This window comes from Pseudomonas sp. HPB0071, from assembly GCF_000478505.2.
GTDB classification, from domain to species: Bacteria; Pseudomonadota; Gammaproteobacteria; order Pseudomonadales; family Pseudomonadaceae; genus Chryseomonas; species Chryseomonas luteola.
Genome location: NZ_KI517370.1, coordinates 10,951 through 37,641, shown reverse-complemented (window position 1 = coordinate 37,641; position 26,691 = coordinate 10,951). Strand labels below are relative to the sequence as shown.

The 26,691-nt window shown below is 50.4% G+C and carries 13 protein-coding genes and 1 pseudogene; 9 read left to right on the top strand and 5 right to left on the bottom strand.

Annotation, left to right across the window (positions count from 1 at the left end; translation table 11 throughout):
• Positions 1-166: 166 nt before the first annotated feature.
• From HMPREF1487_RS24560 to HMPREF1487_RS24530, 4 genes and pseudogenes are all read left to right on the top strand, one after another.
• A complete protein-coding gene (locus HMPREF1487_RS24560; protein ID WP_051370291.1) occupies positions 167-526 on the top strand; it encodes an IS66-like element accessory protein TnpA in 360 nt (119 codons plus the stop codon).
• Positions 523-858: an IS66 family insertion sequence element accessory protein TnpB gene (gene tnpB / locus HMPREF1487_RS24555; protein WP_003241496.1), complete on the top strand. Its 336-nt coding sequence runs from the start codon at positions 523-525 to the stop codon at positions 856-858. Before HMPREF1487_RS24560 ends, tnpB begins: the two co-directional genes overlap by 4 nt.
• Positions 859-921: 63 nt before the next feature.
• Positions 922-2,443: pseudogene (locus HMPREF1487_RS27070) on the top strand (IS66 family transposase).
• 694 nt (positions 2,444-3,137) lie between these two features.
• Complete coding sequence (locus tag HMPREF1487_RS24530) at positions 3,138-3,908, top strand: hypothetical protein (protein WP_010799494.1); 771 nt, start codon at positions 3,138-3,140, stop codon at positions 3,906-3,908.
• Positions 3,909-4,030: 122 nt separating this feature from the next.
• On the opposite strand, the gene HMPREF1487_RS24525 is transcribed toward HMPREF1487_RS24530, so the two are convergent.
• From HMPREF1487_RS24525 to HMPREF1487_RS24510, 3 genes are all read right to left on the bottom strand, one after another.
• Positions 4,031-4,840 (bottom strand): Fic family protein, encoded by an 810-nt coding sequence (locus HMPREF1487_RS24525; RefSeq protein ID WP_010799493.1) that lies wholly within the window; start codon positions 4,838-4,840, stop codon positions 4,031-4,033.
• 1,391 nt (positions 4,841-6,231) lie between these two features.
• The gene (locus HMPREF1487_RS24515) at positions 6,232-7,488 is read right to left on the bottom strand and encodes a Y-family DNA polymerase (RefSeq protein WP_010799490.1); all 1,257 of its coding nucleotides are present in this window, start codon (positions 7,486-7,488) and stop codon (positions 6,232-6,234) included.
• A gap of 13 nt (positions 7,489-7,501) precedes the next feature.
• Positions 7,502-7,945: a LexA family protein gene (locus HMPREF1487_RS24510; protein WP_010799489.1), complete on the bottom strand. Its 444-nt coding sequence runs from the start codon at positions 7,943-7,945 to the stop codon at positions 7,502-7,504.
• Between the two features lie 1,655 nt (positions 7,946-9,600).
• Between HMPREF1487_RS24510 and HMPREF1487_RS24505 the strand changes: the two genes are divergently transcribed.
• From HMPREF1487_RS24505 to HMPREF1487_RS28615, 3 genes are all read left to right on the top strand, one after another.
• Positions 9,601-9,822 (top strand): hypothetical protein, encoded by a 222-nt coding sequence (locus HMPREF1487_RS24505; RefSeq protein ID WP_010799487.1) that lies wholly within the window; start codon positions 9,601-9,603, stop codon positions 9,820-9,822.
• Positions 9,823-10,079: 257 nt separating this feature from the next.
• Positions 10,080-10,883, top strand: a complete 804-nt coding sequence (locus tag HMPREF1487_RS24500) for a TraX family protein (protein WP_010799486.1) — start codon at positions 10,080-10,082, stop codon at positions 10,881-10,883.
• 310 nt (positions 10,884-11,193) lie between these two features.
• Complete coding sequence (locus HMPREF1487_RS28615) at positions 11,194-11,358, top strand: WYL domain-containing protein (RefSeq protein ID WP_371106408.1); 165 nt, start codon at positions 11,194-11,196, stop codon at positions 11,356-11,358.
• A 1,242-nt stretch (positions 11,359-12,600) separates the two neighbouring features.
• Here the strand turns inward: HMPREF1487_RS28615 and HMPREF1487_RS24495 are convergent.
• Positions 12,601-13,620 (bottom strand): replication protein C, IncQ-type, encoded by a 1,020-nt coding sequence (locus HMPREF1487_RS24495; protein ID WP_010799484.1) that lies wholly within the window; start codon positions 13,618-13,620, stop codon positions 12,601-12,603.
• A gap of 524 nt (positions 13,621-14,144) precedes the next feature.
• A complete protein-coding gene (locus HMPREF1487_RS24490) occupies positions 14,145-14,693 on the bottom strand; it encodes a hypothetical protein (protein WP_010799483.1) in 549 nt (182 codons plus the stop codon).
• Positions 14,694-15,094: 401 nt separating this feature from the next.
• On the opposite strand from HMPREF1487_RS24490, the gene HMPREF1487_RS24485 reads away from it, so the two are divergent.
• Together HMPREF1487_RS24485 and HMPREF1487_RS24480 are read left to right on the top strand one after the other, a co-directional pair.
• On the top strand, positions 15,095-15,898 hold the full coding sequence (locus HMPREF1487_RS24485) for a hypothetical protein (RefSeq protein WP_010799482.1): 804 nt from the start codon (positions 15,095-15,097) through the stop codon (positions 15,896-15,898).
• A 21-nt stretch (positions 15,899-15,919) separates the two neighbouring features.
• The gene (locus HMPREF1487_RS24480; protein WP_010799481.1) at positions 15,920-26,551 is read left to right on the top strand and encodes an ADP-ribosyltransferase-containing protein; all 10,632 of its coding nucleotides are present in this window, start codon (positions 15,920-15,922) and stop codon (positions 26,549-26,551) included.
• Positions 26,552-26,691 lie beyond the last annotated feature (140 nt).

The following is a 26,691-nucleotide window of genomic DNA, read 5'->3' as shown; positions in this document are numbered from 1 at the left end:
AATCCGATGCTCTGGCTGTTGATGGATGTGCTTGGCTCGCTTTGGATCACCCGCAACGGCTTGCGTTGACCAGTAAGCGTCTGGCCAACACACCTCCCCGGTTCTTCCAGCTAGCGGCATGGTGTCCACCTGTTTTGATCTGACCCCGAAATGTTGGACGCCTTCTATGCCCGCCTGCAGAGGATCTCCCGTGCCAGGCCAACGCCGCTCCTATCCCAAATCTTTCAAGGCCCAGGTCGTCGATGAGTGCACCCAGCCCGGCGCCTCGGTTGCCGGCGTGGCCTTGAGCCACGGCCTCAACGCCAATCTCGTGCATAAGTGGATTCGCCGCCAGCAGGCACAGCTGCCCGCTGTGCCTTCAGGTTTTATTCCGATTCCTCTCGTCCCGAGCCTGCCGGCTACCCGGAGTGCGGCCGACATGGCCATCCAGATCGCCATTCCCCATCGGGCCGGCAAGCTGTCGGTGCAGTGGCCGGGCAACGACCCTGAAGGCTGCGCCCGCTTCCTGCGCGAGCTGCTGAAGTGATCCGTATCGAGCGCATCTGGCTCGCCACCGAGCCGCTGGACATGCGCGCCGGCACCGAAACCGCGTTGGCCCGGGTGGTTCAAGTGTTCGGTGCGGCGCAGCCGCACTGCGCCTACCTGTTCACCAACAAGCGCGCCAACCGGATGAAGGTGCTGGTGCACGATGGCTTCGGCATCTGGCTGGCTGCTCGCAGGCTCAATCGAGGGCGCTTCGTCTGGTCGGGTAATTGGCAGGGACAGCAGTTGGAACTCAGCCCCGAGCAGTTGCAGGCCCTGGTGGTCGGCCTGCCTTGGCAGCGTCTTGGGCCGGATGCCGAGATCAGGCTCCTGTAGCCGGGGTGCAATTAGGCCAATGGCCTATCGCCGAGGGGGTCGACAATCCGCACACTCGGCGCCATGAATCCTGCCGCTTTCGATCACCTGACACCCGAGCAACTGCGCCAACTGGCCGCGCAGTTGAGTCAGCGCGTCGATCGCCTGGAAACACTCAACCAGCGGTTGAACCACGAACTCGCCGTGCTGCGGCGCCACCGCTTCGCCCGCCGCAGCGAGCAGCTCAATGCCGACCAGCTCAATCTGCTGGACGAGATGATCGAGGCCGACATCGCCGCCATCGAGGCAGAGCTTGAAACGGCCCGACCAGAGCCCGCCAAGCGCGAGCCACGGCAGCAGCCCAAGCGAGCGCCGCTGCCGGCCGAACTGCCGCGCACGCTGATACTCCACGAGCCGGACAGCACCCAGTGTGCCTGCGGCTGCCAGCTCAAGCGCATCGGTGAAGACGTCAGCGAGAAGCTCGACTACACCCCGGGCACCTTCACCGTCGAGCGGCATATCCGTGGCAAGTGGGTCTGCGCCTAGTGTGAAACGTTGATCCAGGCCCCAGTGCCTGCGCAGGTGATCGACAAGGGCATCCCGACTGCCGGGCTACTGGCTCAGGTCATGGTGGCCAAGTTCGCCGATCACCTGCCGCTGTACCGCCAGGAAAAGATCTTCGCCCGCGCCGGGCTGGCCATCGCGCGTTCCACCCTAGCGCAATGGGTCGGCGCTTGCGGTGTCCAGCTGCAACCTCTGGTCGATGCCCTGCGCGACTGCCTGCTCCAGCAGGACGTCATCCTCGCCGACGAAACCCCGGTGCAGATGCTCGCCCCGGGCACGAAGAAGACCCAGCGGGCTTACGTCTGGGCCTATGCACCCAGCCCCTTCGCCGACCTCAAGGCCGTGGTCTACGACTTCAGGCCGAGTCGGGCCGGTGAGCATGCGCGCAGCTTCCTGGGCGACTGGCAAGGCAAACTGGTCTGCGACGACTTCGCCGGCTACAAGGACAGCTTCGAGCAAGGCGTGACCGAGATCGGCTGCATGGTCCATGCACGGCGCAAGTTCTTCGACCTGCATGCTGCCAACCAAAGCCAACCAAAGCCAACTGGCCGAGCAGGCCCTCCAGTACATCGGTCAGCTGTACGAGGTGGAGCGCGAAGGGCGGGAGCTGCTCGCCGAACAGCGCCGGCAACTGCGCCAGGACAAAGCTAGGCCAATCATTGATGGCCTGCATTGCTGGATGCTTGGGCAGCGGCAGAAGGTGCCGGAAGGCAGCGCGATCGCCAAGGCACTCGACTACAGCCTCAAACGCTGGGCAGCGTTGGTGCGCTACCTGGATGACCGCAACCTGCCCATCGACAACAACTGGACTGAGAACCAGATCCGCCCCTGGGCCTTGGGGCGCGCCAACTGGCTGTTTGCCGGCTCGCTGCGCAGTGGCCAGCGTGGCGCAGCCTTGATGACGCTGATCCAGTCAGCCCGCCTGAACGGACACGATCCGTACGCCTACCTGAAGGACGTGCTCATGCGCCTGCCGACGCAGAAGGCCAGCGTCCTGGCCGAGCTGCTGCCGCACAACTGGGTATCCGCCGGCAAGGTGTGATGCCCGTTCGCTTACGAAGCACTATCGAGCTTGCCAGACTAACCAAACTAGCTGATCCAGCTCAACGCTTGCAATTTGGCCTGAGAGCTTATGATCGAGCACCAGACGAAAGCAGCCAAGAAAACATACCGCTCGTATGGATGCTTCTTCACTATGTCCGTAATTTGGAAGAATGGAATCATCTCCAGCCTGGCGCAGCACTCAATGTTGTCGTTATAGATTGGCCCCAAGGAGCTGGATATGAATTGAGAGCGTGGCTTATGGCAAGCGATACTGCTCTTGAGCCTGCTTCCGTTCCAGCGCTGTATGCTGCCAGGCGAAGCTCCAAGAAGGCTTATCAACCACTTGATCTGCCTCCTATTAGCCATTCCTAATAGCATGGTTCAGAGCATGCATTATGGGTTAGTACAAGTACTGAAACAAATGCTTTCTCAACGCGGGGATCATCGGTGGGCAATCGCCTTTACCTTTATAGTTGCCTGACAAATCGGGGGCGACATAGCTATGCGTTAGCTGGCAAAATTTCCAAATGCCTTGGTCTAACCATCGACCTACCATGGCACAGTGGCTATAACGCTGTCGCGTGTGAGGCCTTTGAGATAACCGAACCGATAACTCCCTATAAAGGCGAAGGAAAAATAGCGCTTAAGCGCCTATTGATTCTAAATATCTAAGCTATCGTTAGGAGTATCGCGTGCCGTCTAAACCTTATACTTTGTTAGAGCTCTCTCCTGACCTTCGCAAGCGGAGGCGCTTATTAAACAAAATAAACACCTTGGTACCACCACGCTCCGAAAAAAGAGATCCAGACCACACGGAAATTTACTCCATCGTATGGATGCTTCGCACAGATCGGCAAATGCAGTTGAGGTACCCGGTCCAAGTAATACACACGGATCGCCCAGATATTCAGCTCCGGTCTTCAGACGTAGTTATCGGGATTGAGATCACCGAGGCGGTTTCTAGTAACAACGCTAGTATGGATGAACTCCGCGAGAAAGAACCTCACCTATGGCATAAACCTGATGAGGAGTTTGCCATCTACTATCCACGTAAGGCAGTCCCTGGCGAAGACAAGCTCAGTGCAAAGGTCAAGCGCCAAATAATCCGCGACAATGATCCCGGTGAAGGGTGGTGCGGTACCGGAGCTGATGATTGGGCAAACGCTATTTCGTACTTCGCTGCGGAAAAGGTGAAAAAGGTGAAAGGCTATACTCGATTCGATGAGAACTGGTTGCTGATCTATGACAATTGGGATGAACCTGGACGGAGGGTCGAACTTGCAGATTCCGCCCTCAGTCGTACCCTTCATGATCAAGCTGTCTTCGAGACATTCGATAGAGTATTAGTTCTTGACGATCATTCTCTTGCAAGCTTCAGCCAAGCAGGGTTCAGGCGGCAGGGTTCAGGCGGCAGGGCAGGCCACGGCACGGTAAGTAACGAACCTCCAGACATTAGATTCTAAGGATTTACGGTCACGTTTAAAGGTTAGCGGCTAATGGCAGGACAGCGAGGCTTAGAGGAACGTGAGCGCTTCTGCTCTCTTAAACATTCGAAGAGGCTTTCTATATGTGTAGCGGCCTTGCCTCATAGGCCTGGCCCTTTCGGCTTTACATGGTCGGGAGCTTGATCCTGACCATGACTCAGTCCCAAGACATTCAAGTAGAGATCTAGCGATCTCAGGGCTGCGTCAGCAGAAAGCACGGTGATAAGAGTGAAATCCCCGGTTACGCAAGCCTCATCAAGGGCTTCGTAATATGTAGCGCGCTCTTTCTCATTAATGATCGCAGGCGTTATCCCGTTTCGCATTAACTCAAAATTCAATAGAAGACGAGCGGTGCGGCCATTTCCATCAACGAAAGGATGGATTTTTACAAACCGTGTGTGAAGTTGCGCTGCGCGTTCTACCGGATGCAAATCTGTAGAAGACTGATACCAATCAATGAGATCAGCCATGGCGTCTCGTAGCTGAAGGTGATCAGGAGGTATGGTGCTAGCGCCACTGATCACGACGTTCTCTTGCCGATAAACACCGGCATGCTCTTGATCGATTCCTTTCAATACGACGCTATGAATATTCCTGATTTGCCATTCACTAAGCGGCTCTTGGTTAGCAACGATGTCCTCAATATAGTGAATTGCCTCACTATGATTAATCGCCTCCAAGTGCTCAACAATAGATTTTCCGCCTACTGTTATACCTTCAAGAACGACCTTGGTCTCTCTTAGCGTAAGCGTATTTCCCTCGATAGCATTGGAATGATAAGTCCAATCCAGAGCTAGCTTTGCTCTAAGTGACGCTACAGTATGACTAGGCAGAGGCCGAGCGTTATTAAGGACTTCGATACCCTGGTCTATCTGGGCAAGTAGACCGTATAAACGCTGCCTATTTCTCATCATATAACCTATTGAGGATGTTAGAGCACTTTACTGTTTGGTAGATCATTCTCTTGTTAGGAGATGGATTTGTAGAAGGAGTGATGATATTACCCAAACGCTAATAACGCTAAGTAGGTATTCTAGTAGGGATCCATCGTGCCCAATAGATATCAAGCAACAATAAACGAAAGAAACAAATACAAAGCAAAAAACGAGCATCAATGCAGAACCAAGGATGATTCCCCTGGCTAAGCCTGATTCTACTAGCCACGCCCATCTTGCCTGAGAACGATACATTTCCAGTTCGCTCTCACTGGCTATTCCATTAGCGATACGAGACTGCAATATCTGCCGTTGGCTTTGCATAACGCGAAATCCTTGAGATTAGACTGTAAGAAGCGGCTGCATCGAGTCGATATTATACCCTTTGTGACGAACATCGGGGCTAAAGCATGGTTGCTGACGAGCTGTATTTTGTTCAACAGCATTGTAGGTATGATATCCCGCTTTTTTCAGGAGAGACCCGATGTCTGTGGATCACAACACGAGCGCTAGCCCACGCACTAGCTACAACCTAGCCAACCATCCTACAGCGTATCGCCAAGCAATCGAATCTCATAAGGCAGAGACGTTTGCGTTTTGGCAGCAGAACCTGCAACGCAGCTATGCTGAGGCAGGCCGTATCTTTGGTGAGAAAGAAAAGAGAAAGACAGCTTTCACTAGCTGGGCTGAGTCAGAACTCAAAGCGCTTGAGCCCGCTCAATTTCAAGGGATGGTTAGAGCCGAATTAAGCCGTCTGATCAGCGGGAAGCCACGTGCTGAGTAAGCACTAGATTCATCGAAGCCGCATAGATTTGTTGCTGGCTGCTGTAGAGCTGCCTTTAAGAAACAAGGTAGATTATGTGGAGCTCAGCAACAGCTCGAAGTCACTGTCTAAACGCTCAGAGCACTCTTTTTAGACGCTCTTCTCACAAAATAAGGGGAAATGGAATGCACCCTATACTTGCCAAAACATTTGGCGGCCTCTCCAAACAATACTGTATTCGCCAATTTATTTCGGGCTGATATTTCCTGCATTACTCATCATAGCTGGCTCGCAATCTAGCCATTCTGATCCGATGAATTACAGCGCAATAGGAATGTTTGCGTTAAATACCTTCTTGTACCCTTACTCACGTTTCGTTTATGAAAGTATCGTTGGTTATGTAATGGGAAAAAATGTATTTTTTGTTAACGCGCTAATGATGCTAATTGTTAAGTTTATAATTATGACAATCTGTTGGTCTTTTGCATTGCTTATTGCGCCCCTAGGACTACTGTACCTTTATATCCATCATAGCCGTCAGCCCACAAATTGATCCTAACGCCAGCGATTGGCTGGCGTTTATCTTATCGGCGCCGCTCTCCGGTTAGCTTCTTACACACCATAACTGATCCAGCCTAGTTGTGTAGCTCTGACTCATGAATTGGCGCCGCATCGCCCAACTCGGTTCTGCGGCCACTCGAACAGGACGTAACGTACCTCTTCCGAATTTCTGATTGATCTTGTCCATGGTGCCCATCAGCCGGTCGGCGCTAGCGGACTGCTCTGGCTGGAATAGGTCGAGCGAGTACTCGCCCCGTTGCTTAAGGTCCATCAACAGAATCTCTGATTTTGAGTAGGCGTAGCCTTCACGAAAGATGTGTTTAAGTCCGTGCAGAGCGTATTTCACAAGCACTCGAGTATCGTCGGTGGGGTAGGGCAGATTCAGGACGGCTCCGTTGGAGTAACGTTCCTCTGGCAGGCCGTGCATGCCAGTTTGGATGCCTACACGCATCACCTGGCAGAGCGATTGCTGCACCCTGAGCTTTTCTGCCGCCCGAGCCGTGTAGCTAGCCACCGACTCGGCCAAGGCGGAAAAGGTGTACACCCGCTGGCCAAACATGCGGCTGGTACAGATCATCTGCTTAGGTTGCTTAACCTCTTCAAGATCGATGCAGGAAATGCCGCGCAGCTCTCGTAAGGTTTTTTCTAACGTTACGCTAAAGATTTTGCGGATAGACCTGGCATCATATTGTGCGAGATGCCATGCCTTTTCGATGCCCATCATCTTGAGCCTTTCTTCCAACCTACGCCCCACACCCCAGACCTCACCAACATCAACATGCTGTAGCGCTCTGTTGCGACGATCTGGATCCCTTAAATCCAGCACTCCACCAGTAGAGTTGTGCCATCGCTTTGCTGAGTAGCTGGCAAGTTTTGCCAACGTTTTTGTTGTGCCTATACCGACCCCAACAGGAAGTCCAGTACACTTGTAGACACGTGCTTTGATCTGTCGCCCAAGATCTTCCAGTGAGCCACGCATTCCACTCGCATCTACGAAGATTTCATCTATGCTGTAACATTCCGAGCGATCAACCATAGATTCTATGATTGTCATCATCCTTGCGCTCATATCGGCATACAGCCCGTAATTTGAGCTAAACGCTTTAATATTCAATCGTTTAAGCTCATCACGGACTTGAAAGAACGGTACTCCCATCTTAATGCCCAATCGTTTGGCTATCTTACAGCGGGCTACAACCGCTCCGTCATTGTTTGATAATACGACGATTGGTGTGTTTTTAAGGTCTGGTCGAAATACTCTCTCACAGCTGCAATAAAATGAGTCCGCATCTAAAAGCATGAACGCCTTCGATTCAGAGATGGCCACGGTGAGTTCTCAGGCTGCACCGTACAACTCCCCATACTTCAAGGTCATCACCTTCAAGTATCAACCTGGGCTTGTAAACAGGATTATCTGAAAGAAGCGCTAGCGTTTCACCCACTTTTCCCAGCCGCTTAACCACTGGCTCACCATTGATAGCGGCAATAATCACGTCACCTTGTACCGCGTCAGCGGATCGATCCACGACAAGAAGATCCCCATCGTGTATACCGCTGCCAATCATACTGTCACCGTGGGCGCGTACAAGGTATGTGTGCGGTGCTTGAATCTCAAGCAGATGGTCTAGAGAGACGCGTTCTTCGATGTGGTCTTGGGCAGGGCTCGGAAACCCAGCAGGAACGCGGTACCCGTATAGTGGAAGAGTTATATCCGTGGCCGAAAGTGGGCCTATTATGCTGATTTGGTTAGTGTGCATGTCGACATCCAAGCGGCATGGTTATCTGTATCTTCATACAGCATGGTGATACATACAGTTTGCGTCAACATAAAGACTACCCAAGGGGTTCAAAACAGCTGCTGCTGTAAGACCATGATGAAGGCAGAACAACACACATTCATGACCTTTTGCAGCATATGAGATCAAAATGTCATCAAAACCATCAGCGGGTTTATTTTGCCGCCAACTGATGCACATTAAGGTGCTGGGCCAATAAGCGGGAAATAAAACGGCATGCTGGCCTTCATTCTCTTTTCAGAAAGCCAGTAATTGCCTAGGTGCGCATTCAACTCTTGCAAGTTGTTTGATTATCTGATCTTATTCTCGAGTCAGCCGTTGGTGCATGGTGGCCGTTCATGTATTCAACCTGATAACTCAACGATGATTAAACCTAATTTGACGTCCAGCTTCGCATCTAACGGTCCTACAAGCGCAGCTACCCACGCCGTCAATCTTTGGGATAGTCATGTCTGCAAAAAGCCCGCTGTATTCGCTCGCAAGTAAACTGGTTGATCAATTCAGCAAGTCTGGTCTCGTTCTTACGAGACAGTCCTGTCATCAGTTACTTCATGCCGCTATTGGCTCTGTCTCGCCTGAAGTCGCTTCTAACAAAAATATACCTATCTACACGTGTCGTTACCCTGAGACACGTCAGTACAACCTATACGCTACGATCAAGCGTGCGGAGAAATGTCTTGGCGTAGGCTATTTTCAGGCAGTTGGGATAGCTGAAGAGATTATCGAATCTCTCCGATCAGCGGGTGTCGGTGTAAATCAGGTTCAGCTTTTACTCGATCCATCTTTCTCCCCAGCGGTAAAAAAACAAGCATTCAAAGCACTGAGGAAAAATCTAGAGCTTAACGATGACGGAGTAGAGCTGGAGCCTATGACAGCGACTCTAGCTATAGCCTCTAAAAAACTCCCGAGACCAGACATTACCTGGGATAGCAGGCTTTCGCTTGCAGCTGCTTACCCCCCTCGAGGACCTAGCGATCTTGTTGAGCTTGTTACCTCAACAGAATGCTATCTATGGGCATTTCCACCAGCAGATAACCGAGAAACGTCTCAAGCTACTATAGACAGATACTTTGCGAGCCCGCTTGGAGGTACCGCAGAACTAGGCATGGGATTTAGTATTATCACCGCAGGCTGGGTGCGTCCTAAACACTTCAGGCAGCGCGATCAACCATACGATACGTTCACGCAATATGGTGTTTATTCGCCGATGTGGTCATGTCGGGTTTCGAACACTAGTACTAGCCCTACGTGGTATTTGGGAAATATCCTTTACTCATCCATTCGCGATGGCGCTCCATGGTCAAGTGACCGATTGAGCGATTTGCTCCCTAATGGTTTAGCCTCGTTGCCACGTCTGCGCGGCTGCCACACGTGTCGGATGCTTTTCATAGATGAAGCGTCAAGCGAACTAGACATACCTACTCGGTGTTTATGCGACGAGTCTAGCCAGACTAAGGGCAATACTCCACTTACCACAAATAAGCAATTTTCCATGAAGCGGTAGGGCTGCGAGTATATGGTTGAACTGGCTATGATACTTGGAGCCGTTTACCAAAACTCAAATGCTAGCCCTTTAACCCTGAGCAATAACAGCTAAAGGCTTGAGGAGTTAAGAGATGACAAATGATACGAACAAGAAAGCAACTCTGGATTTCATAAACGCAGTGTCAGAGATGGCCTATGACCAAGGGTTCTCAGGAGGGTTTGAGGTTGGGAAGCAAGTCGGTTTTGTGATGGGTGTGGCAAGCTTGAAGTCCGCATTATCTTGTGGCCTACGGCATGGCTCGCCTGAATGTGGAAAAGCGTTAGAAAGCCTTAAACGGCTGAACCTTGAATAAATAATTGGACACTTTGGACCGTGAGGAACTCTATGTGCACGGTCCATACCGCTAACATAAGTATCACTGTGACAGAAAGATAATCATAAATAGGGACTAGCCATTTCGAGCACCGCGTGTTGCGAGGAATTCTGGTCAGAATTGTTCGCCTTTACCATGCAGCTAAAAGAATGGCGTTAGGGGCGAAACTATCAAACCTCAGCAGTGAGCAACTACGGTATAATGATATCCAGTAATGATCAGCATTAGGCTTGTACATGCTTGACGTAAATGTAACCGCAGGAAAGGTGCAGGCTTATTCTGTAAATTTGGCGGTTCGAGATAAATCGTTAGATTTAATTAAGTGGCTTGCGCTGGTCACAATGGTGGTCGGCCATCTGCGGATACTCATGCCTGATACGTTGAGCTGGACTGTTGTGCCAGGAAGAGCAGCATTTCCACTCTTCGCCTTGATCCTAGCTGCCAATGTCTTACGCCAACCACAGGGAAGATGGAAGACACGTACTAATAGTCGCTATCTGATGATGCTCGCTACTTTTGCCCTGATTTCGCAGCCAGGCTATGGCTACGCTTGGAAGCACTCAGGCGGGAACATTCTCTTTACCCTCCTTCTTGGTCTCTTACTCGTGCTCATGGTAAGACATGGAAAATCTAACAAAGCCAGCTTCTTAAGAGCAGTTACTCTAATCATCCCGGTTTGTTTGATTTCGGATAATTTAGAGTATGGCTTGAGCGGTGTTTTATTACCCTCGGCTTTTCTCATGGCATTACAGAAGGAGGGAAAGGTATGGTGGCTTCTACCAGCAATGCTAGCGGCGATGGCCAATACATCAGATTTCGAAACAGGGTTGGCCCTGATCATTATTCCGCTTCAGATCATTGATATGGGCGAAGCTAAAATCTATTTGGAGCTGCTGGTTGCAATTGGCGGCTCGTTGCTGGGCCTCTGGATCAAAGAAAAGCGTCTCTCACTAGATATCCCGCCAGTTGGAAGTTGGGGTTATGCGTTTTACCCAGCCCACATGGGATTACTGGTATTGGTGCATGCCGCATTCACTTAAAACTAGGGTGATCTTTGTGACTTTTCAGGTGCACATCATGCTGACTTTAACTATGCAACGAACCTATAGGTTTGCTGCATAGTTCCTTACCTAAGCTATGTAGGTTTGCTGCACACTTCGCAGGTGGCTTCTAGGTTTTGCCAAAAAAATCGACTTCCTAGGCTGCGCTGACTTTTCCGTGAGGAGATTGCAGATGATAGGCCGTGACGAGGTAGATGATCGATCAGGGGTGCTAGAGTTAGCTACCTGGTTTGGCCTTCGTGTTCGAATCGTTTACCTCTCAATCAGCACCGCACAACTGTATGCGTGAATGATTTGTCCCCTCTCACTTATTCAGGCAGGACCACGTTGGCACCTTCTAGCGTATTGCGCAAAGGCTGCTGCATTCCGGAATGTGAATCTTGGACGGATCTCCGCAGTTAGCTCAGAAAGCGATTTTAGCTTGCCAGGGGAGCCTGACTACCTAAAGTGGTAGAAAGTTGTGTCTGTACGTTTAATCCCCTATGAACGGCTATCCGTTGAGCAGATTTGAAGGGTGAGGGAGAAATACATGGTGGAGCGGCTGCGCTTGTGTTGAGCATACGAGCACCGCTAAATCCTATGTTATCTAGTCATTTAGAGCGGCAGTCGATCCAATTCGTGAGAAGGCGCCTGAGCATCTGCTGATGATTTCAGATGTGACTGACTAGCTTGTTTAAGGAGCATACCTGGATTCTGACCCGGTTCGAGAAGCTCAGCCGCATCTTTGAATCAATGCTTTCTTTGCCTTGACTGTTTGACTATGTAGGTTAACTGCATAGTTTGTTTACGGGCCAGTGCGTTGTTTTCTGTGATACCAGGAATATCACCAACCTGGCGTGTGTCCTTTTCGTAAAGGCTACACGTTTAAAAGCAGTTTAAAGATTAAAGAAAGGATAAAAGAAGGTTAGGGGACCTTTAAATCATGGCCAGCCCTTATGGTTACTAGGCTAAGCTCAATCTAACTATGCAGCGAACCTACAGCTTAGCGTGCAACGAACCTATAGGTTACTGTGCAATGAACCTACAGGTAGGCATGGTTATCCACAGAGGAGACCGTTTCCTAGAGGCTATCGAGGGCATCTCGTGTTGAACTATGCAGGGAACCTACATATCTATGCAGCGAACCTACAGGTTCACAAGGCACTGAGTTGAGCAACCTAGGTATTTTTTCCCTTCGCTATAGCCTCTAATCGACAACTATGCAACGAACCTACAGGTTTCTATGCAATGAACCTACAGGTTAGCGGCTCTGCCACTCTAACTATGCAGTGAACCTACAGGTTGTTGCATAGAGATCGGGCTATAGAACTAGTCTCGTAGAAGCAAACTGTTTGACTAGGTATCTGGCATTAAGCGCCAGCAAGAAGCGTGGCGCATCTACCTAGCTCCGGAACTAGCGGCAGCGTTCCTGATAAGCATGAGCTATGCAATCAACCTACATAGCAAACCGTTACTGGCGAAGCTTCGGTTTCTTCAACTATGCAATGAACCTACATCTAGGGCTTGCCAAGTGGTGCTGTCTTAGCTTGGTGCAGCCAACTATGCAACAAACCTATAACTTCGGGCCGTGCCTAGCGATTCCTGTGACAGCTAACTATGCAATGAACCTACAGGGTAGGGTGGAGGGCATAGTTCGGTAACCCAACCGGAGCCTATTAACTATGCAGCAAACCTACAGGCCAAGGTAACGCTTCATTTAGGTTTTCGAGAGGCTTTTTTTCACCTTGGACATCTCAACCTTAGCGGTAATCATGTTCTTGTGATGATTTGCCCCCTTTATCTGCTTAACAAACTCTTCAGTGGGCCACACCTTGTAGCGTACATCGATGATAGCCCGACCCTTTCTGATTGGTTCATCATCGTAGTGATCGATCACGCCTTCGGTGATCAGTACCTCGAACGCATTTTTCATGGCGCGTATGTTTGAGCCCATGTTTTCAGAAAGCCCACGAGGACTCTGGCTGAGAAAGGAAACTAGCGAGGGGGTATAGGGAGATGTCGCGCTGGCCTGTGTCCAGTAGTGGCTCATACGCTTATAGAAGAAACGCGCCAGCGGCGACTTGATCATCATTACATGCGAGTACTTGTAACGTCTGAAGGTGAGCTCTCGGATTGAGCGGCTGACCAGGGGGTTGAACGCAACGTAGCACTTTGTCTCGCCACCATCGCTCCGGTAGTCGCTGATGGTGCGTAACATTACGTAGCTGAAGAGGTTGGAGCTAACGATAGTCCGATTGTCTTCGGTTGAGCACTCTATGGACGCGCCACGGCAGACGTTGATTGCTTCTTTGATCTCATCGAGGCTGTAGGTATGACCCAGGCTCTTGAGTTCTTCACGGAGCTGATAAAGCGTAAACGTCACACCCACATCGTTCTGTTGAACATGGCCTTGGCCAGAGACAACGAATTTACGCAGCGCCTCTTCAATAAACTCCTCGCGTTGGCCAGGGTAGATGAGACTGCTAACGCCATTCTTCTCGATGATAGCGGGCTTGATGACCAGGTTGTAAGTGACGCCCCGCAAGGTGCACTGCCTGGTGATCCGAGCATTCTTAAGATCATGGAATTCTCGATTACCACTCCAGCTGTACTTGGGCAGCGCATCGTACAGTTCGATGGTGTTTGAGTACCGATCCTTGGCTGTAGGGCCTTCTATCAGTTCGAACAGGTCGAGCTGTCCGTTACTTGACGCAACCTCAATGTCATTATCAGCCATACCGATCCACCCGATCCCAATTTGCCGCTAGTAGGTATCATCACAAGGTTGTTGCGAAGCGTACAGGGCAACCTTGCATATACAAAATTATACCATCCCCAAAGGGGAGTAGGCCTATAGACAACCTGAACCCTCCTGTTCAACCCTACCCATGTATGGTTTTACTCCTGAAATATCGAGCTAGGCTCCACTCCTCACTGAAACTCCTTTTCGTGCGCGTAGCGCACCCACCATCCGCTTTTCAGTGCTGCTTTAATGGCGGTTACGCCATTTTCGATAGCGTAAGATCTTGGTTTACGTAATATGTAATAGAACGATACCGTGTAAATCGTTACCGTTTAATCGTTAACGATTTGAATTTACGTCCCCGCAAATTATTTGCGTTATCTATGCATTGACCAATTACAGGTTTGCCTTAGTGAATAGGATGGAAAGCTAATGAAGGAAAGAGGAAGGAAATAGAAAGGCAAGGGGAAGAGGAAGAGGAAGAGGAAGAAAGGGTAAGCGACTTCAAATGAAATCGCTTACCTGGTGAGGCCATATTTGCTATTTGTGTTAGGGCTGCTCTGCACGTCCTGGTTAAGGACTGGATAACGAACAGTGGTAAACCACATTTGACGGTCACCAACGGAAACCTTGCAAGGAGAACGTTCACCAAGTTTGCCCCAATGGTTTTCTATAAAGCTGTCGCCGTAGATTTCTTGTGCTTCCGTTAAAGAGTAAACATTGTCTTTGTAGGGTTTGTTGTCACCCATCTGTTCAACCAGGCGATACCGTAATTCGTAATGCGTCCCATCTTTAGCATCGGCTTCTGGATTGGGGTCAATGAAGCTGTCAAACGTTGGCAGAGCTGAAAGGTGTTGGCGATTAGCTATGCTCTGTATGGCGATGTTTTGTGCTAGCTCATTCATTGACTCCAACATCTTCAGAAAACGCTCTGTCGTGTTCATGTCCTCAGCCAAATATACGTTAGCGTTAGCAAGCACGTGATCGAGAACAAGATCACGTAAACGTTCTGAGGTGAGTGTGCCCGTATTGTCCATTTGGTTATCGAGCGAATCGATATCGTTCATAACGTTGCCTAGCTCTTTTGTACGGTACAATAACATAGTATCGTAAACGCAAAAGATAACGGGGACGAGAGCTCACAAAGCGTTACCGATGAAATGACGCGTGTAGGGCGGTAGTTTCAGGTGCGCCTGCGGCGGGGAAGGGGCGGCAAGATAAGAGGTAGGGAGCTCTGGCGGAGTTTCAGGAGAGTTGTCTCTTGTTCATAGGCTCCCTTTAGGGGATGGTATAATTTTAGAGCCAGTCTCACTTTCTTTCAAGCCACTTCGCTACACACCCCCGCAAAGAGCCGTCATCAAATTTATTGGGGCCTGTTCAGCAGCGCGCTGCACAGGCCTTTTGCACACTTGCTTGCTCGTAGCTCAGCAACCGCAACGCAATGCACAGAAAAGAAACGGATTGACCTATGCAAAATGGCATCATTATTCAAATCAAGGGGCTCGGCGTTCCCGTTCAGGTTCCAACCAGTCGTAACGAGGAAGGTTACGAGGTTCGTTGGTCATCCGATCCCGAAGTCGATTCTGATGCGCAAACGCATTTGCTCATTGGTCACGATGAGCTCAAGCGGTTTATCGATCTGGCGGTGGACCGGCGCTTTGTGATTGCCGACCTGATCTCTCTTACGCAGGTTAGCGTTCAACCAGGTCAAAACTCACTGTCACGTGAGAGAGCTATCGAAGCAGGGGTCAACCCTGATAACTGGGATACGGTCCGAGTGGCGCTGGTAATAAGCGGCAATAGCTCACGAGGTCCCGTTATGGATGACATCGAGTGGATAGGGTCCCGGCAAGAGTACGCTGAGGGTGAGCACTTAAGAGAGGCCTTTGTACACGCTACTCGCCGAGGCATAAAGGCACCTTCAATCTTTACGCATTCTGATCATGACTGTGGCCACCTATTAAAGGCTGCTGAATTCATCAACTCCTTCCGGCGCCAGCTTAAACCATCCCTACGTGCTGCTGATGTCATGACACGGGCTATCGTGACTAACCTCTGCTCCATGGATCTGACCAATATCAATGCAGATCGAGCTGTCTTCTATCTCCGAGAGATACAGCGAACCTTCATAGCCGCCGAGAAGCAGAAGCTTCACGAACTGGAAGTTACCGGTCGAGTAGATGTTTCCAGCATGCGCCATGCTCAGGACCAAATTGACTCGCTAAATCCCCCACAGCCTACACCTCGTAGCTCAGCTCCAAAGATGCATTGATAGGTTGAAACGGAGTTCGCCATGCAAGTTGATCAGTCTTTAGCCGCTGGGCAAGCCCTTACGCATTCCATTTGGCAACAGCAAGTCGAACAACATGGACTTGCTGGTCTGGTGGGTAAGCATGTTCCCAGCCTCAGGCGCCAGTTCTTTGACCACCCGACTTTTGCTTGGATTGAGGCCAAAGCGCAAGAGCTAGGGTTGGATCCAGAGCAGCAACAGGCGTTTAGTCTGATCACCGATGCCTGGATGTTCGAAGCAGCGAAAGATAGCGATGTAAAACAGCATATTCTTCCGCTCCTGCGGCAAGAACACTCATCTTTTGCTGGCCTTGATGACAATGCACTGCTCGCGCTATGGCGGGCCTGTGCACCCGCATTCCTCAACAATATAAAAAGAGGACTCACGCCTCGTACCCCTGCAAGCCCTAGCCTTCCAGCGGACCATACGCTGGCGCCAGAAACTATGCGGGCAATATTGGAAGCCCATTATGGGCACCGCATCATCAATGTGTTGGAGTCAGCTGGGAAGCTGAATATTGTCGCTAGCGTTAATGAGCTTCCTGCTGCGATACGTTACGAGAACTCCGCAAATTTGCCCTATATCGCTGGAATCACAACTGGGCAAAATGAAATTTACATGGTGGCCAATCGGATAGGGGCCGATCAGGTAGCAGGGCTTTTTCTACATGAGGTAGGAGAACATGCAGGCCTTGCACACATGTTGGGTGAGGACTATGGGCGTCTTTCGGCTCAGTTCAGGCGTCTCCTGCGCAAGGGCGACACATACGCTACTTGGGCAGCTATGCGCGTGCCGTCAAGTACACCTTCCCATCACGTGCCTAGTGAACAGCTAGCCTATCTAGTCGAGCGAGTTGCAAATGATCAGGCGGCACGTCCTGGCGGTGAGGGCGGTTATGAGCTAGGTCACCAGTGTCTGTCAAAGCTCCGTACCTGGTTGTTTAGAACACCATTATGTCGTTGGCTAGACGAAATTGGAGCGCTGGAGGATCTCTCCCTTAGTCCTGCGGATCTTGCCTCCCTTGCTCGAGAGGCAGTTGATCACTTTACAAAGCAGATAGACCCCCTAATCGAGCCTATCCATTCAAACGAATGGAATAGTCACCTGGATACCGCTGAGCTTGAGCGGCTCTTTAGTGCTACCTCGTCAGACCGAATCCTGTCACTTGCTACAGCGCCAGCACATCAACTAGCAGGTTACCTGTTTGCGTTAGCGTCAACTAATGCACCTCACATAGGCGAAACCATAGAGCATTTTGAGTCTACGTTGGCGGAAATGACATCCGGGATCCACGGCGACGATTTACGGATGATTGCAGGGGAGGTCATGGCGCTTGGCCGCGCCCAGTTTACTCAAAATGAGGTACGGAATCAGATAGCTCGCGCTGGTTTTGCGCTTTGGATGGATGACACAAGCTCCGTTAGTAAAGCTCAGCTTCGCTTTCTAACACCCTCAGCTGATGGCTCTAGTGTGTGGCAGATAAGCCACTATCAGCGTGATTTAGGGGCGTATAGGTCCGAAGCCTTCGAATCACTAGATGTAGCGTTGCAGACTGTAAACGCAAGCAGCTTCTCAGTGCCGGATAGCGAAGCGTCTCAGGTTTTACAGCAGTGGTCCAAGACCTTTGTAAAGCCTGACCAGGTAAAGGACTCTAAAGCGTTCCAACAGTGGTTTCAGGGTAGTCGAGCAGTTAGCGAAAGTGGAGAGGCGCTAGTTCTTTACCATGGTACGGGTGCTGACTTCAGCGTCTTCGATGCAGGGTTTGCATTCTGGGCGTCGGCCACACCTGAACTTGCTAACGAATATGCAGAGTACCGAGGCGAGTACGGCAATGGTGCTGCGGCTATCATGCCCGTGTATATGCAGGTGAAGCGTCCGTTCGAAGCAGACCGGCTAACTGAACGTTCAATGACGATCAGCACCTTCTTCAAAGAAGTGGCTCGTCAAGCGCAGACGTATCGCCAGACATATAACGCTGACGAAGCCATCTTGCTCGTAAATCATCTTCGTGTCTGCGCAAGGCGAGAGGAAAGCGGTCCATATTATATGCATCAGGATTTTTGGAATAATCCTGCCATGTTGTTCGGGCGTGATGGCGCCACCACTATCAAAAGTCTATTCACTATGATGGGCTTCGACTCAATCATCTTTAACGAGCGTGGACACTTAACCTACGGGGTCTTTGATAGCACTCAGATCAAAAGTGCAGTAGGGAACATTGGTACCTTTAATTCGGCGGTACCGGACATCCGTTTCGCATTTGGAGGGGAACTCGGAGCTGACCTGAACCTGGAATCGCTCGATGTCGCTCAGATCATGCTGGCGCAAGGCGATGATTCAGAAACGATCCGACAAGCTACTGGTTGGTTTACAGGCATCGATGGAAAGTGGCGCTTTGAGATCGATGACAGCCAAGCAGAACTCGTTGACGATGGTTGGTATAGAAACGGTGAGATTGATGGCTTCCCAGTAGAGTCGCTTAGCGGATCATTGGGTGATCAACTCATAACGCTTAATCCCTATGCAGCTGCTCAGCTTGGGTACTCACAAAAGCTTTCGCCTGGCCTTCTAAAGCATCCAAGGCTGTTTTCTCTATATCCCGGTCTCGCGTCGCTCGAAGTAAAGGTTTTTCGCAGCGAGGGGTTTAACTATGCAAGCTCCGGAAGCTACGAGCCTCATAAAAATCTGCTGACCGTTAATATCAATCCTTCTTTAGGTGGGAGCGCTTTGAGTGTCGTCTTGCATGAGGTACAGCATGCAATACAACGCATCGAAGGTTTTGCCCGTGGTGGCAATGTGGAGATGTTTGATGCATTGCCTGAGTCAGAAGTATTTGCGGCTAGACTCCGGGAAATTCTGGACCTGGATGACCTCTCCAAGCAGAACAACGTTTCGCCTCTCTATTTTGCCGAGAATGCCGCCTACAGTGCTGAGTTCGTCGAGCGAATAAGGTATTGGCAATCAAATGGAGAATGGGATTTTGTTGTTGAAACAGCAGCTGATCGCCTTCTGAGTCCTGTTGAAAAATATAGGCGCCTCGCTGGTGAGGTAGAAGCTCGTAACGTGCAGACCCGCCAACGGCTCACCGAAGCTGAACGCAAAAACATCTCTCCTGAAGCTACTCAAGATATACCTAGCGAGGCTGTCTACCTCTGGAAGAACGGACTTGCGACATCAGCCGATGCGCTTTCTGCTATTGGCATTAATGGATTTTTTGGCTCAAGAAATACCGACATCCGATTTGCATTTGCAGGCGAGGAAGCGGTAAGCGCGCCCTTAGAGTTGTTAGCGCAAGCCAAGGTCATGCATAGCCAGGCTGCTGACTCTGCTGATATTTGGGCTACGACAGGCTGGTCTATTGGAATGGATGGCCGCTGGCGCTTTGAAATCGACGATAGCACCGCGACGCTTCATAGCAACCGGCTTCACTCACTGAGTTTCACAGGCGAAGATTCATTTTTCATTTCTTCAGTGACGTACCGTCGTCGCGTTGATGGCACGTTCGATTTGGTGCTGGCTCGTGAGCAAGCGCAGTCTCCAGCTGACCTCCTATCATTTTACTCTGTTAGTGAGCATCGACTGGCCAGCTTTTTACCAAGCGACGTTATTGACCAGATTAAGCAAGACAGGGGCGAGGAGTCGGTCATCGGCTCCATTGAGGAGATCTTTGATGCCAAAGAAATCGCAACGACCTTCATGTTTACAGGGCTTAAGTCTCTTCCCCTAAGTGAAGTTCTTGATCACCCTGCTTTATACGAGGCATATCCTCAACTCAAGACTATGCCAGTCTCGGTCAATCAAGCATTGGAGTTCGGCGGATCATTATCTCTGATACATGGACAGTGGCATATCACGTTAGGCACCAGGAGCCAGCTCGACACCCTGATCCATGAGATTCAGCACGCTATCCAAGAAATAGAAAATTTCGCTAAAGGCGGCAGCGTAAGGAACATCAGAAATGTTGTTTATCCCGAGCTTGAGTCTCGGATCGAGCAGCAAGACAGACTGATTGAGCGGTATCAAAATGAGCGTAGCGACATAGTACGAGTCATTTTGGATCATTTAAGCGACACCGATAAACAGAGGCTTTTGCTAAACCCAAAGCTTACTGAATGGCTTCACGAGGCTTTTGGTGGCAGTGCCGATGATGATTTCTGGGAAAGTACTATTTCCAATCTTCCTCAGTATTGTGACGCAGCCGACCTGAGCTCAGTAGCAGCCGACTTGTATGCGAACATTTTAGCGGTCAACAAAAGGTTAAACGAGGCGTATCGCTTAAGCTCGGGGTATCGAGAGCAGCTGCATCGCCTGGAGTACCAAGGTAGCCAGGAAACGTATATGCGGCTCCCTGGCGAGATAGAAGCACGCAATGCGTCTCATCGACGTCTGCTTACCGCTGACGCCCGCAAAAGCCTGACACCTGAGCAAACACAAGACAGGCCTGTATCTGACGCCTTCATGGTTTGGCATGGCAATGAGGCTCCTTTGTATCAGCACGATAGGCTGTCGTTGCATGATCGAGCAGTGATAAGCCCGTCGCATACCAATAGCAGTCGATTTAGTTTTGCTGGCCCAAGAGCATTGTCTGCCGAACGCTCTAGTCTGCTCAAAGCCAAAGAGCGGCACGCAAGCGGAGAGTCAGCCCAAGCGATTAGGCAGGTTACCGGCTGGTTCTTGGGAGCGGATGATAAATGGCGATTCGAGATTGACGATAGCAAGGCTAATGCTCGCGAGAGCTTGGCTCTCCTTGATCAAGATCGTCAGGAGTGCTTCGTCCGACTAGGGGAAGTACTGGATCACCCGCTCTTGTTCGAGGCTTACCCCCACTTCAAGGCGATGGAAGTACTTGTTTCACATGAATTACCTGAAGGATATGCATCCTATAACTTTCATGAGCCTACACCATTGCGGCTCTTCAGTTCGCTTAAGCATGGGCAGACCCGTCTAGACGAGCGGCAACTGAGTGCTCTGCTCCATGAAATACAGCACGCTATTCAGAACTATGAAGGCTTCGGATACGGTGGAATGCCTGACGAGATGCCAAGTGAGCTGTATTCCTTTGAAGATGAGATGCTCATCAATGCGCTTGAGCATGACATCGACCGCTTGATCGATGAAAAAGATCTTGAACAAGTAGATCTCTTACAAACAACCCTCAACATAGCTGAGGGTAATGCCGCACTAAAAGCCTATCGTCGACTTTCGGGAGAGGTCGAAGCTCGCAATGTGGAAGCTCGGATGCATATGAGTGCAGAGGAGCGAATCTCCACAGACCCATTTGTGACTCAAGACGTACAGGACGATGATCTCATTCCATGGGGTCCCTTTAAGGCTTACTCATATCCCAATCATATTGATAGGGAAGAATTTCGCGCCTGGTTTGGCACCAGCAAGGTGACCCAACCTAATGGGTGGCCTTTGATTGTCTATCACGGGACAGGGGCCGATTTTACAACGTTTGATGCAGCCACGCGTGGTGATAACACCGGAGCAGCAGATGCTCGTGAAGGTTTTTTCTTTACCACCAGCGGGCGCGACGCAAGCGAATACGCTTGGAAGGGCGGAGAGCCCGGTCAGGTCATGCCTGTTTACCTCAGCATCGCTAACCCCTACACCACTGACTTTTTAGTGACGCCCACCAACCAGCGTGAATTCGCTGAAATTGTACGCCAAGCCAAAGCGCTGGGGCATGATGGAGTGCAGGCCAGACTCGATACATTTGGACGTGAAAGCGACGTTTATGTCGCGTTTGAACCAACACAGATCAAGTCTGCGTTCGGTAACTTCGGAACTTTTGACTCCAAAGATCCAGATATTCGTTACTCATTTGCAGGAGTGAATGCACACACTGCTCCTCTTCTTGCGCTGGCAGATGCAAGATTAAGGCTTGAGCTGGGTGAAAAAGCGGAGTCTGTATGGCAGGCCACAGGGTGGCTTCATGGCTCCGATGGAAAATGGCGCTTTGAGATCGATGACAGTGCAGCTTCAGTATTAACCGCTACGCCTTTGCGTGCTAATGGCGAGGCTGTTCAGCTTGATCAGGTAATCGACCATCCTATCCTGTTCAATGCATACCCAGAGCTTCGCTCAATTACTGTTTCGCTAGACATGACCCTTTCTGACGGAGCGTACTATCCTGATAAGCGTCATATCTCCCTTGGAGCCGAGTCACCCAGTCAACAGGGTATCAGCGATAAGCAATTGTCCGCACTCCTACATGAGATGCAACACGCTATCCAAAGCAGCGAAGCCTTTGCCACGGGTGGCAGTAACAAGGATTCAACGCTTACTGACAATGAGACGATATTAAAGCGTATCAATAGGCAATTCAGCTTAGAAAAAGAAGGTGCTGAAAAGAGCCTGGAGTATCAGGAGTTCGTCACCGCAAGACTGAATTCATTTCCTACGGCAGAACGATATCGTAATGGCAGGAACGGTTTATATGACTACGCCGAAGTTGTGGCTAAAAACGAAGCATATGACCGGTTTATCCAGCCTATCGAGGATAGGCGCCTCAGCAAAATTGACAAAATTCTTGCCCTTATAGGCCCCCTTGAGCCGTTGTCCGGACGCACTGTAGCCTACTGGCATCTCGCAGGAGAGGTGGAAGCACGTAACACACAAGCGCGTAGGTCATTTTCCATTGAAGCGCGCAGGGCTGTTGCGCCAGCCTTGACAGAGGATGTCGACGCAGAAGATGTGATCGTTCGCATACCTGAGCTGGAGGAAACTCAGAGCGAAGCGGTTATTGCCTGGAACGGTAAGGACATTAAATCGGTCAGCTTGGGAGCTCAAACGCTCAAGATTACCGACACACCAGAATTTAAAGCCTGGTTTCAGAATAGCAAGATAGTCAAGGCCAACGGTGAGCCGTTGGTGGCCTACCATGGTACGGATGTGTCCTTCTCAGCTTTCCGTAGCGGAGTGGCCTATTTCACTCCTCGCCACGACTACAGCTACATACAGCATTCGCCAATAGTCATGCCGGTGTATCTGTCCGTCCAAAATCCATATCGTCCCTCAAATAAGTCGGAAATAGAGCAGATCCGCTCCAACCCGGCTCGGATAGCAGAGCTTGAGGCATTGGGGTATGACGGTATTCTTTGGTCTAAAGCCAGCGACATCATGCGTGGCGCCAGCGGGTGGGGAGATGATTACCCCCAAATTGTGACCTTCCGACCAGAGCAAGTTAAATCCGCGATAGGCAATGCAGGTTCCTTTAGCGCCAGCAGCACCGATATCCGCTTCAGCTTTTCAGAACTAGGCCAGACCGCCACGCCTGAGTTCAAGGCATGGTTTGGAAAAAGTCATGCTCTAGACCATAACGGTGAGCCCAAGATCTTCTATCACGGTACTTATGCCGGAGAGATAGATACCTTTGATCGCATGAAGTCCACTGAGCGGCGACGTATCTCAATGGATACGGTTGGCATTTGGTTTTCTGACAGGCCTGGAGACACAGGGGCTGGCATGTACGCTAATGGAGTGGGGGCTTCAATCTACCCCGTATACCTGAGGGCGGAGCGAACCAAATATTACGACCGATTCGATGATTTCTTACGTGATATGCATGAATCAGAAGGCCGTGAATTTGAAAATCAAAGTCCTAAGGGTGTTGGCTCAACGGAAGGTTTACGTGCCAGGTTAAAAGCTCAAGGCTATGACAGCATTGGATTTACTCGTACCGACAATGGAACGCTAGAGCAAGAAGTCTTTGAGGCAGCTGAAGCGGTGCGCCGAGCCAAAGACGAAGAGTTTTCGGTACCGAGAGCTGAGCGCGAGTTTTATACGATAAAACGCTTACAGCTTGAGGAGAGATTAACTCGTCTGCGTGAAGAGCAAAGCTACCTAGGCTATAGCACTGAGCTTGACGGACAAAACGTCTTGGTTGTCTTCGAGCCAGAGCAGATAAAATCTGCCATAGGAAACAACGGCGATTTCAGCAGAACCAATACCGATATACGGTTTAGCCTTAACGAGCCTCCTCGTCCGACTGTTACCGACTCCGCTGCGTTTAAACGATGGTTTGGCGGAAGCAAGCTCACAGATACCAAAGGCAGCCCGCTGAAGCTCTACCATGGTACCAATGCTGATGTAACCATGTTTGATGCCAACCGAATTGGGTCTGAGACGGACGCTGGCTGGCTAGGTAGAGGCTTCTACTTCAGTACAGAAAAGAAGGTTGCAGAATCTTATGGTGACCGGCTGCTTGAGGTTTATCTCAGTATCAAAAACCCTTTGGTTTTAGAAGGGCCAATACTAGCGCCAGGGACCCTTGAGCGACATTTTGGTGTGGATACGCTGGCGGAGGCACAGCGCTTAGTTTCCGATCAATACGATGGCGTCATATTCAAATATCCTGACGGGGAGCTGGAGGTAGCAGTGTTCCGGCCAGAGCAGATTAAGTCTGCTACGGCGAACAATGGCGAATTCGACCCGACAAACCCAGACATACGCTTCCAGTTAACAAATCACCTTCGCCTTCCAATAACTGATAGACCAGCGTTTAAACAATGGTTTGGCGCTAGCAAAGTGGTAGATAACCAAGGGGCACCTAAAAAGGTCTATCACGGTACGGGCAGAGACTTCTCATTATTCAGCAAGGCTGCCATTGGGACAGCGGCAGATGAAGCAAGAGACGCAACAGGCGCCTTCTGGTTCTCAGACAGCATCACAGTAGCAGACTCGTTTGCCAGGCTCTCTAACAGTCCGCTACTGATGCCCATGTACTTGAAGATGAATAATCCGTTGGTAGTGGATTGTGAGCAATGGGCTCAGCGTTACGACACCCTCGATGAGGCATTCCGTTTCGCTGATCAGTCATTAGCCTACAACATCAGATATTTCAAGAATGCGGCTATCGCACTGGCCAAGCAGCAGGGGTGCGACGGAGTAATTTTCGAGGGCGGTTATGATGGCGTACCAGTCAAAGGGGCGGTTGTATACGCTGCTTTTGAACCAGGGCAAATGAAATCAGCTTTGGGAAATCTGGGTAATTTCAACCGATTGCACAATGACATCCTGTTCAACGCTGACTCTGCCCCTCAGTCAGTGTCGTTTGATCAGTGGTTTGAAGGTAGTCATGTCACCAATGCACAAGGACGCCCATTACTGGTCTATCGGGGTGAGCATGGCATAAGAGATAAAGGGGTCGGGGCAGTCTTTCAATCTCGGCTCGGCTCCCTGAGCTTTGGCGACTTTGATACCGCCTTGCTTTATGCAACCGAGCCAAACGACTATAGGGACAACGTTTACGAGCCTAGAGTCATTCCCGCCTATCTCGCAATCAAGTCACCGATCCTGGTTACCGAAGATCCTTATATTGACTTCTCAACTCTAATCACAGCACTAGGTTATGAAAAAGCTCTTCAGGTCGCTATCAGCCTAAAAGATGCGATCACCGAAACTCAGGCCTGGCATGATCTACAGACTGGGGAAGAACTTGAGCCCTACCTGGCGCAGAATCCAGAAGCGCTTGGTAGCCTTTACGCCCTGACGTATCAGGTTCTGGATAGACACCTTGTTGTCGAGTGGCTCAAGCAAGCCGGGTTTGATGGAGCAATTTATGGCGGCTCGGGGGCAAATACAGGCAAAGTTGAGTATAGGGTTTTCCATCCTTCTCAGGTCCTAAACGGCGCCCCGATGCCTGCACTACATAGCAGTCGCTTTAATTCAGCAGGGCCAGTTTCATTACGTCTCCCACAAACACACGAAACCTTTGGCGGGGCATCAACGCCTCGAAATCATTTCTCAATACAGCCAAATTCCAGCGTCAATATGACGTATGGATTTGGGAGATACCTATCGCAGAGAGTGCTGGATCAGCAAGCTAATAGCTTATGCCTGCTGGTTAAAAATTGCTTTAGAGGAGAGCCGCTGACTCTGCATCGTATCAAGCAGATCATGAGCGACCCTAAGTCTCCATCGAGTCTTAAAGCATTTCTTGAGGCATCCCGAGAGGGCCTTTTGAAAGGTCAACACATTGAGGTCTTGGTCCGCGATCACATGCGCCAATGCCATACGTTAATAGCTGATCTTGAAAGTGATCTGGCAGCGGCAATGCGCGGGGAAGAACGCCCTCTTAGCGCCCGCACTTATAGCCAGCAAATCCGCGAAATAAAGTCCGATCTAGGTTGGCTCATCAACAACGCCCAGCACTTTGAGCAGAGTCGACAGAAGTCAGTCCCCTATGAAGACTTTTTGTACTGGCACAAGCCGTTGGAGGAACAAAGCCAGAGTGTACGTGACGCGCTGGCGCTTCTGACCGGTCGTAACGATAGCTTAAGCAACACAAAAACTGGTGAAGCGATCTACGGCGCTTTGACCGTGCTGATCGGAACACCTGAACAAACATCAAAGAAATTGCTTGAGCTGGGGGTTCTAGGGGTTTGTTATACCCCGTCTTCTGCCTCAGCAGGAGACGCCTTTGTTGTCTTTGAGCGATCATTAGAAAGAACTCAGACGACTCAGTCCGGCTGGGTAACCTTTGAACGGCAGCGTGGAAGGCTCTCAAAAAGCCCAAGTGTTGATCTAGACGAATTGCCTGGGGTGTCGTTACGTGGCTCCTTAGACTTAATAAAACAAGGGCTACAAGCGACACACGAGCAAGTCATTGAGTCGTTAGGGGGACGATAGAGAATTCGGAAAAAATCGTACGCTAAGCTTCGCGAGTTCTTGTAACCAATTCATTGTTTTTTCAATGGATGAAAGAAAATGGCGAAAGCTATTTGACAAACAAATCGGGATCTTATAACTTACCTACCAAGTAGTCGGTA

Excerpts from the sequence above, each read along its gene's own strand:
- HMPREF1487_RS24485 (WP_010799482.1), top strand. The coding sequence starts at position 15,095 with ATGCAAAATGGCATCATTATTCAAATCAAGGGGCTCGGCGTTCCCGTT.
- HMPREF1487_RS24515 (WP_010799490.1), bottom strand. The coding sequence starts at position 7,488 with ATGCTTTTAGATGCGGACTCATTTTATTGCAGCTGTGAGAGAGTATTT.
- HMPREF1487_RS24525 (WP_010799493.1), bottom strand. The coding sequence starts at position 4,840 with ATGAGAAATAGGCAGCGTTTATACGGTCTACTTGCCCAGATAGACCAG.
- HMPREF1487_RS24560 (WP_051370291.1), top strand. The coding sequence starts at position 167 with ATGCCCGCCTGCAGAGGATCTCCCGTGCCAGGCCAACGCCGCTCCTAT.
- HMPREF1487_RS24495 (WP_010799484.1), bottom strand. The coding sequence starts at position 13,620 with ATGGCTGATAATGACATTGAGGTTGCGTCAAGTAACGGACAGCTCGAC.
- HMPREF1487_RS24510 (WP_010799489.1), bottom strand. The coding sequence starts at position 7,945 with ATGCACACTAACCAAATCAGCATAATAGGCCCACTTTCGGCCACGGAT.
- HMPREF1487_RS24505 (WP_010799487.1), top strand. The coding sequence starts at position 9,601 with ATGACAAATGATACGAACAAGAAAGCAACTCTGGATTTCATAAACGCA.
- HMPREF1487_RS24500 (WP_010799486.1), top strand. The coding sequence starts at position 10,080 with ATGCTTGACGTAAATGTAACCGCAGGAAAGGTGCAGGCTTATTCTGTA.
- HMPREF1487_RS24480 (WP_010799481.1), top strand. The coding sequence starts at position 15,920 with ATGCAAGTTGATCAGTCTTTAGCCGCTGGGCAAGCCCTTACGCATTCC.
- HMPREF1487_RS28615 (WP_371106408.1), top strand. The coding sequence starts at position 11,194 with ATGATTTGTCCCCTCTCACTTATTCAGGCAGGACCACGTTGGCACCTT.
- HMPREF1487_RS24490 (WP_010799483.1), bottom strand. The coding sequence starts at position 14,693 with ATGAACGATATCGATTCGCTCGATAACCAAATGGACAATACGGGCACA.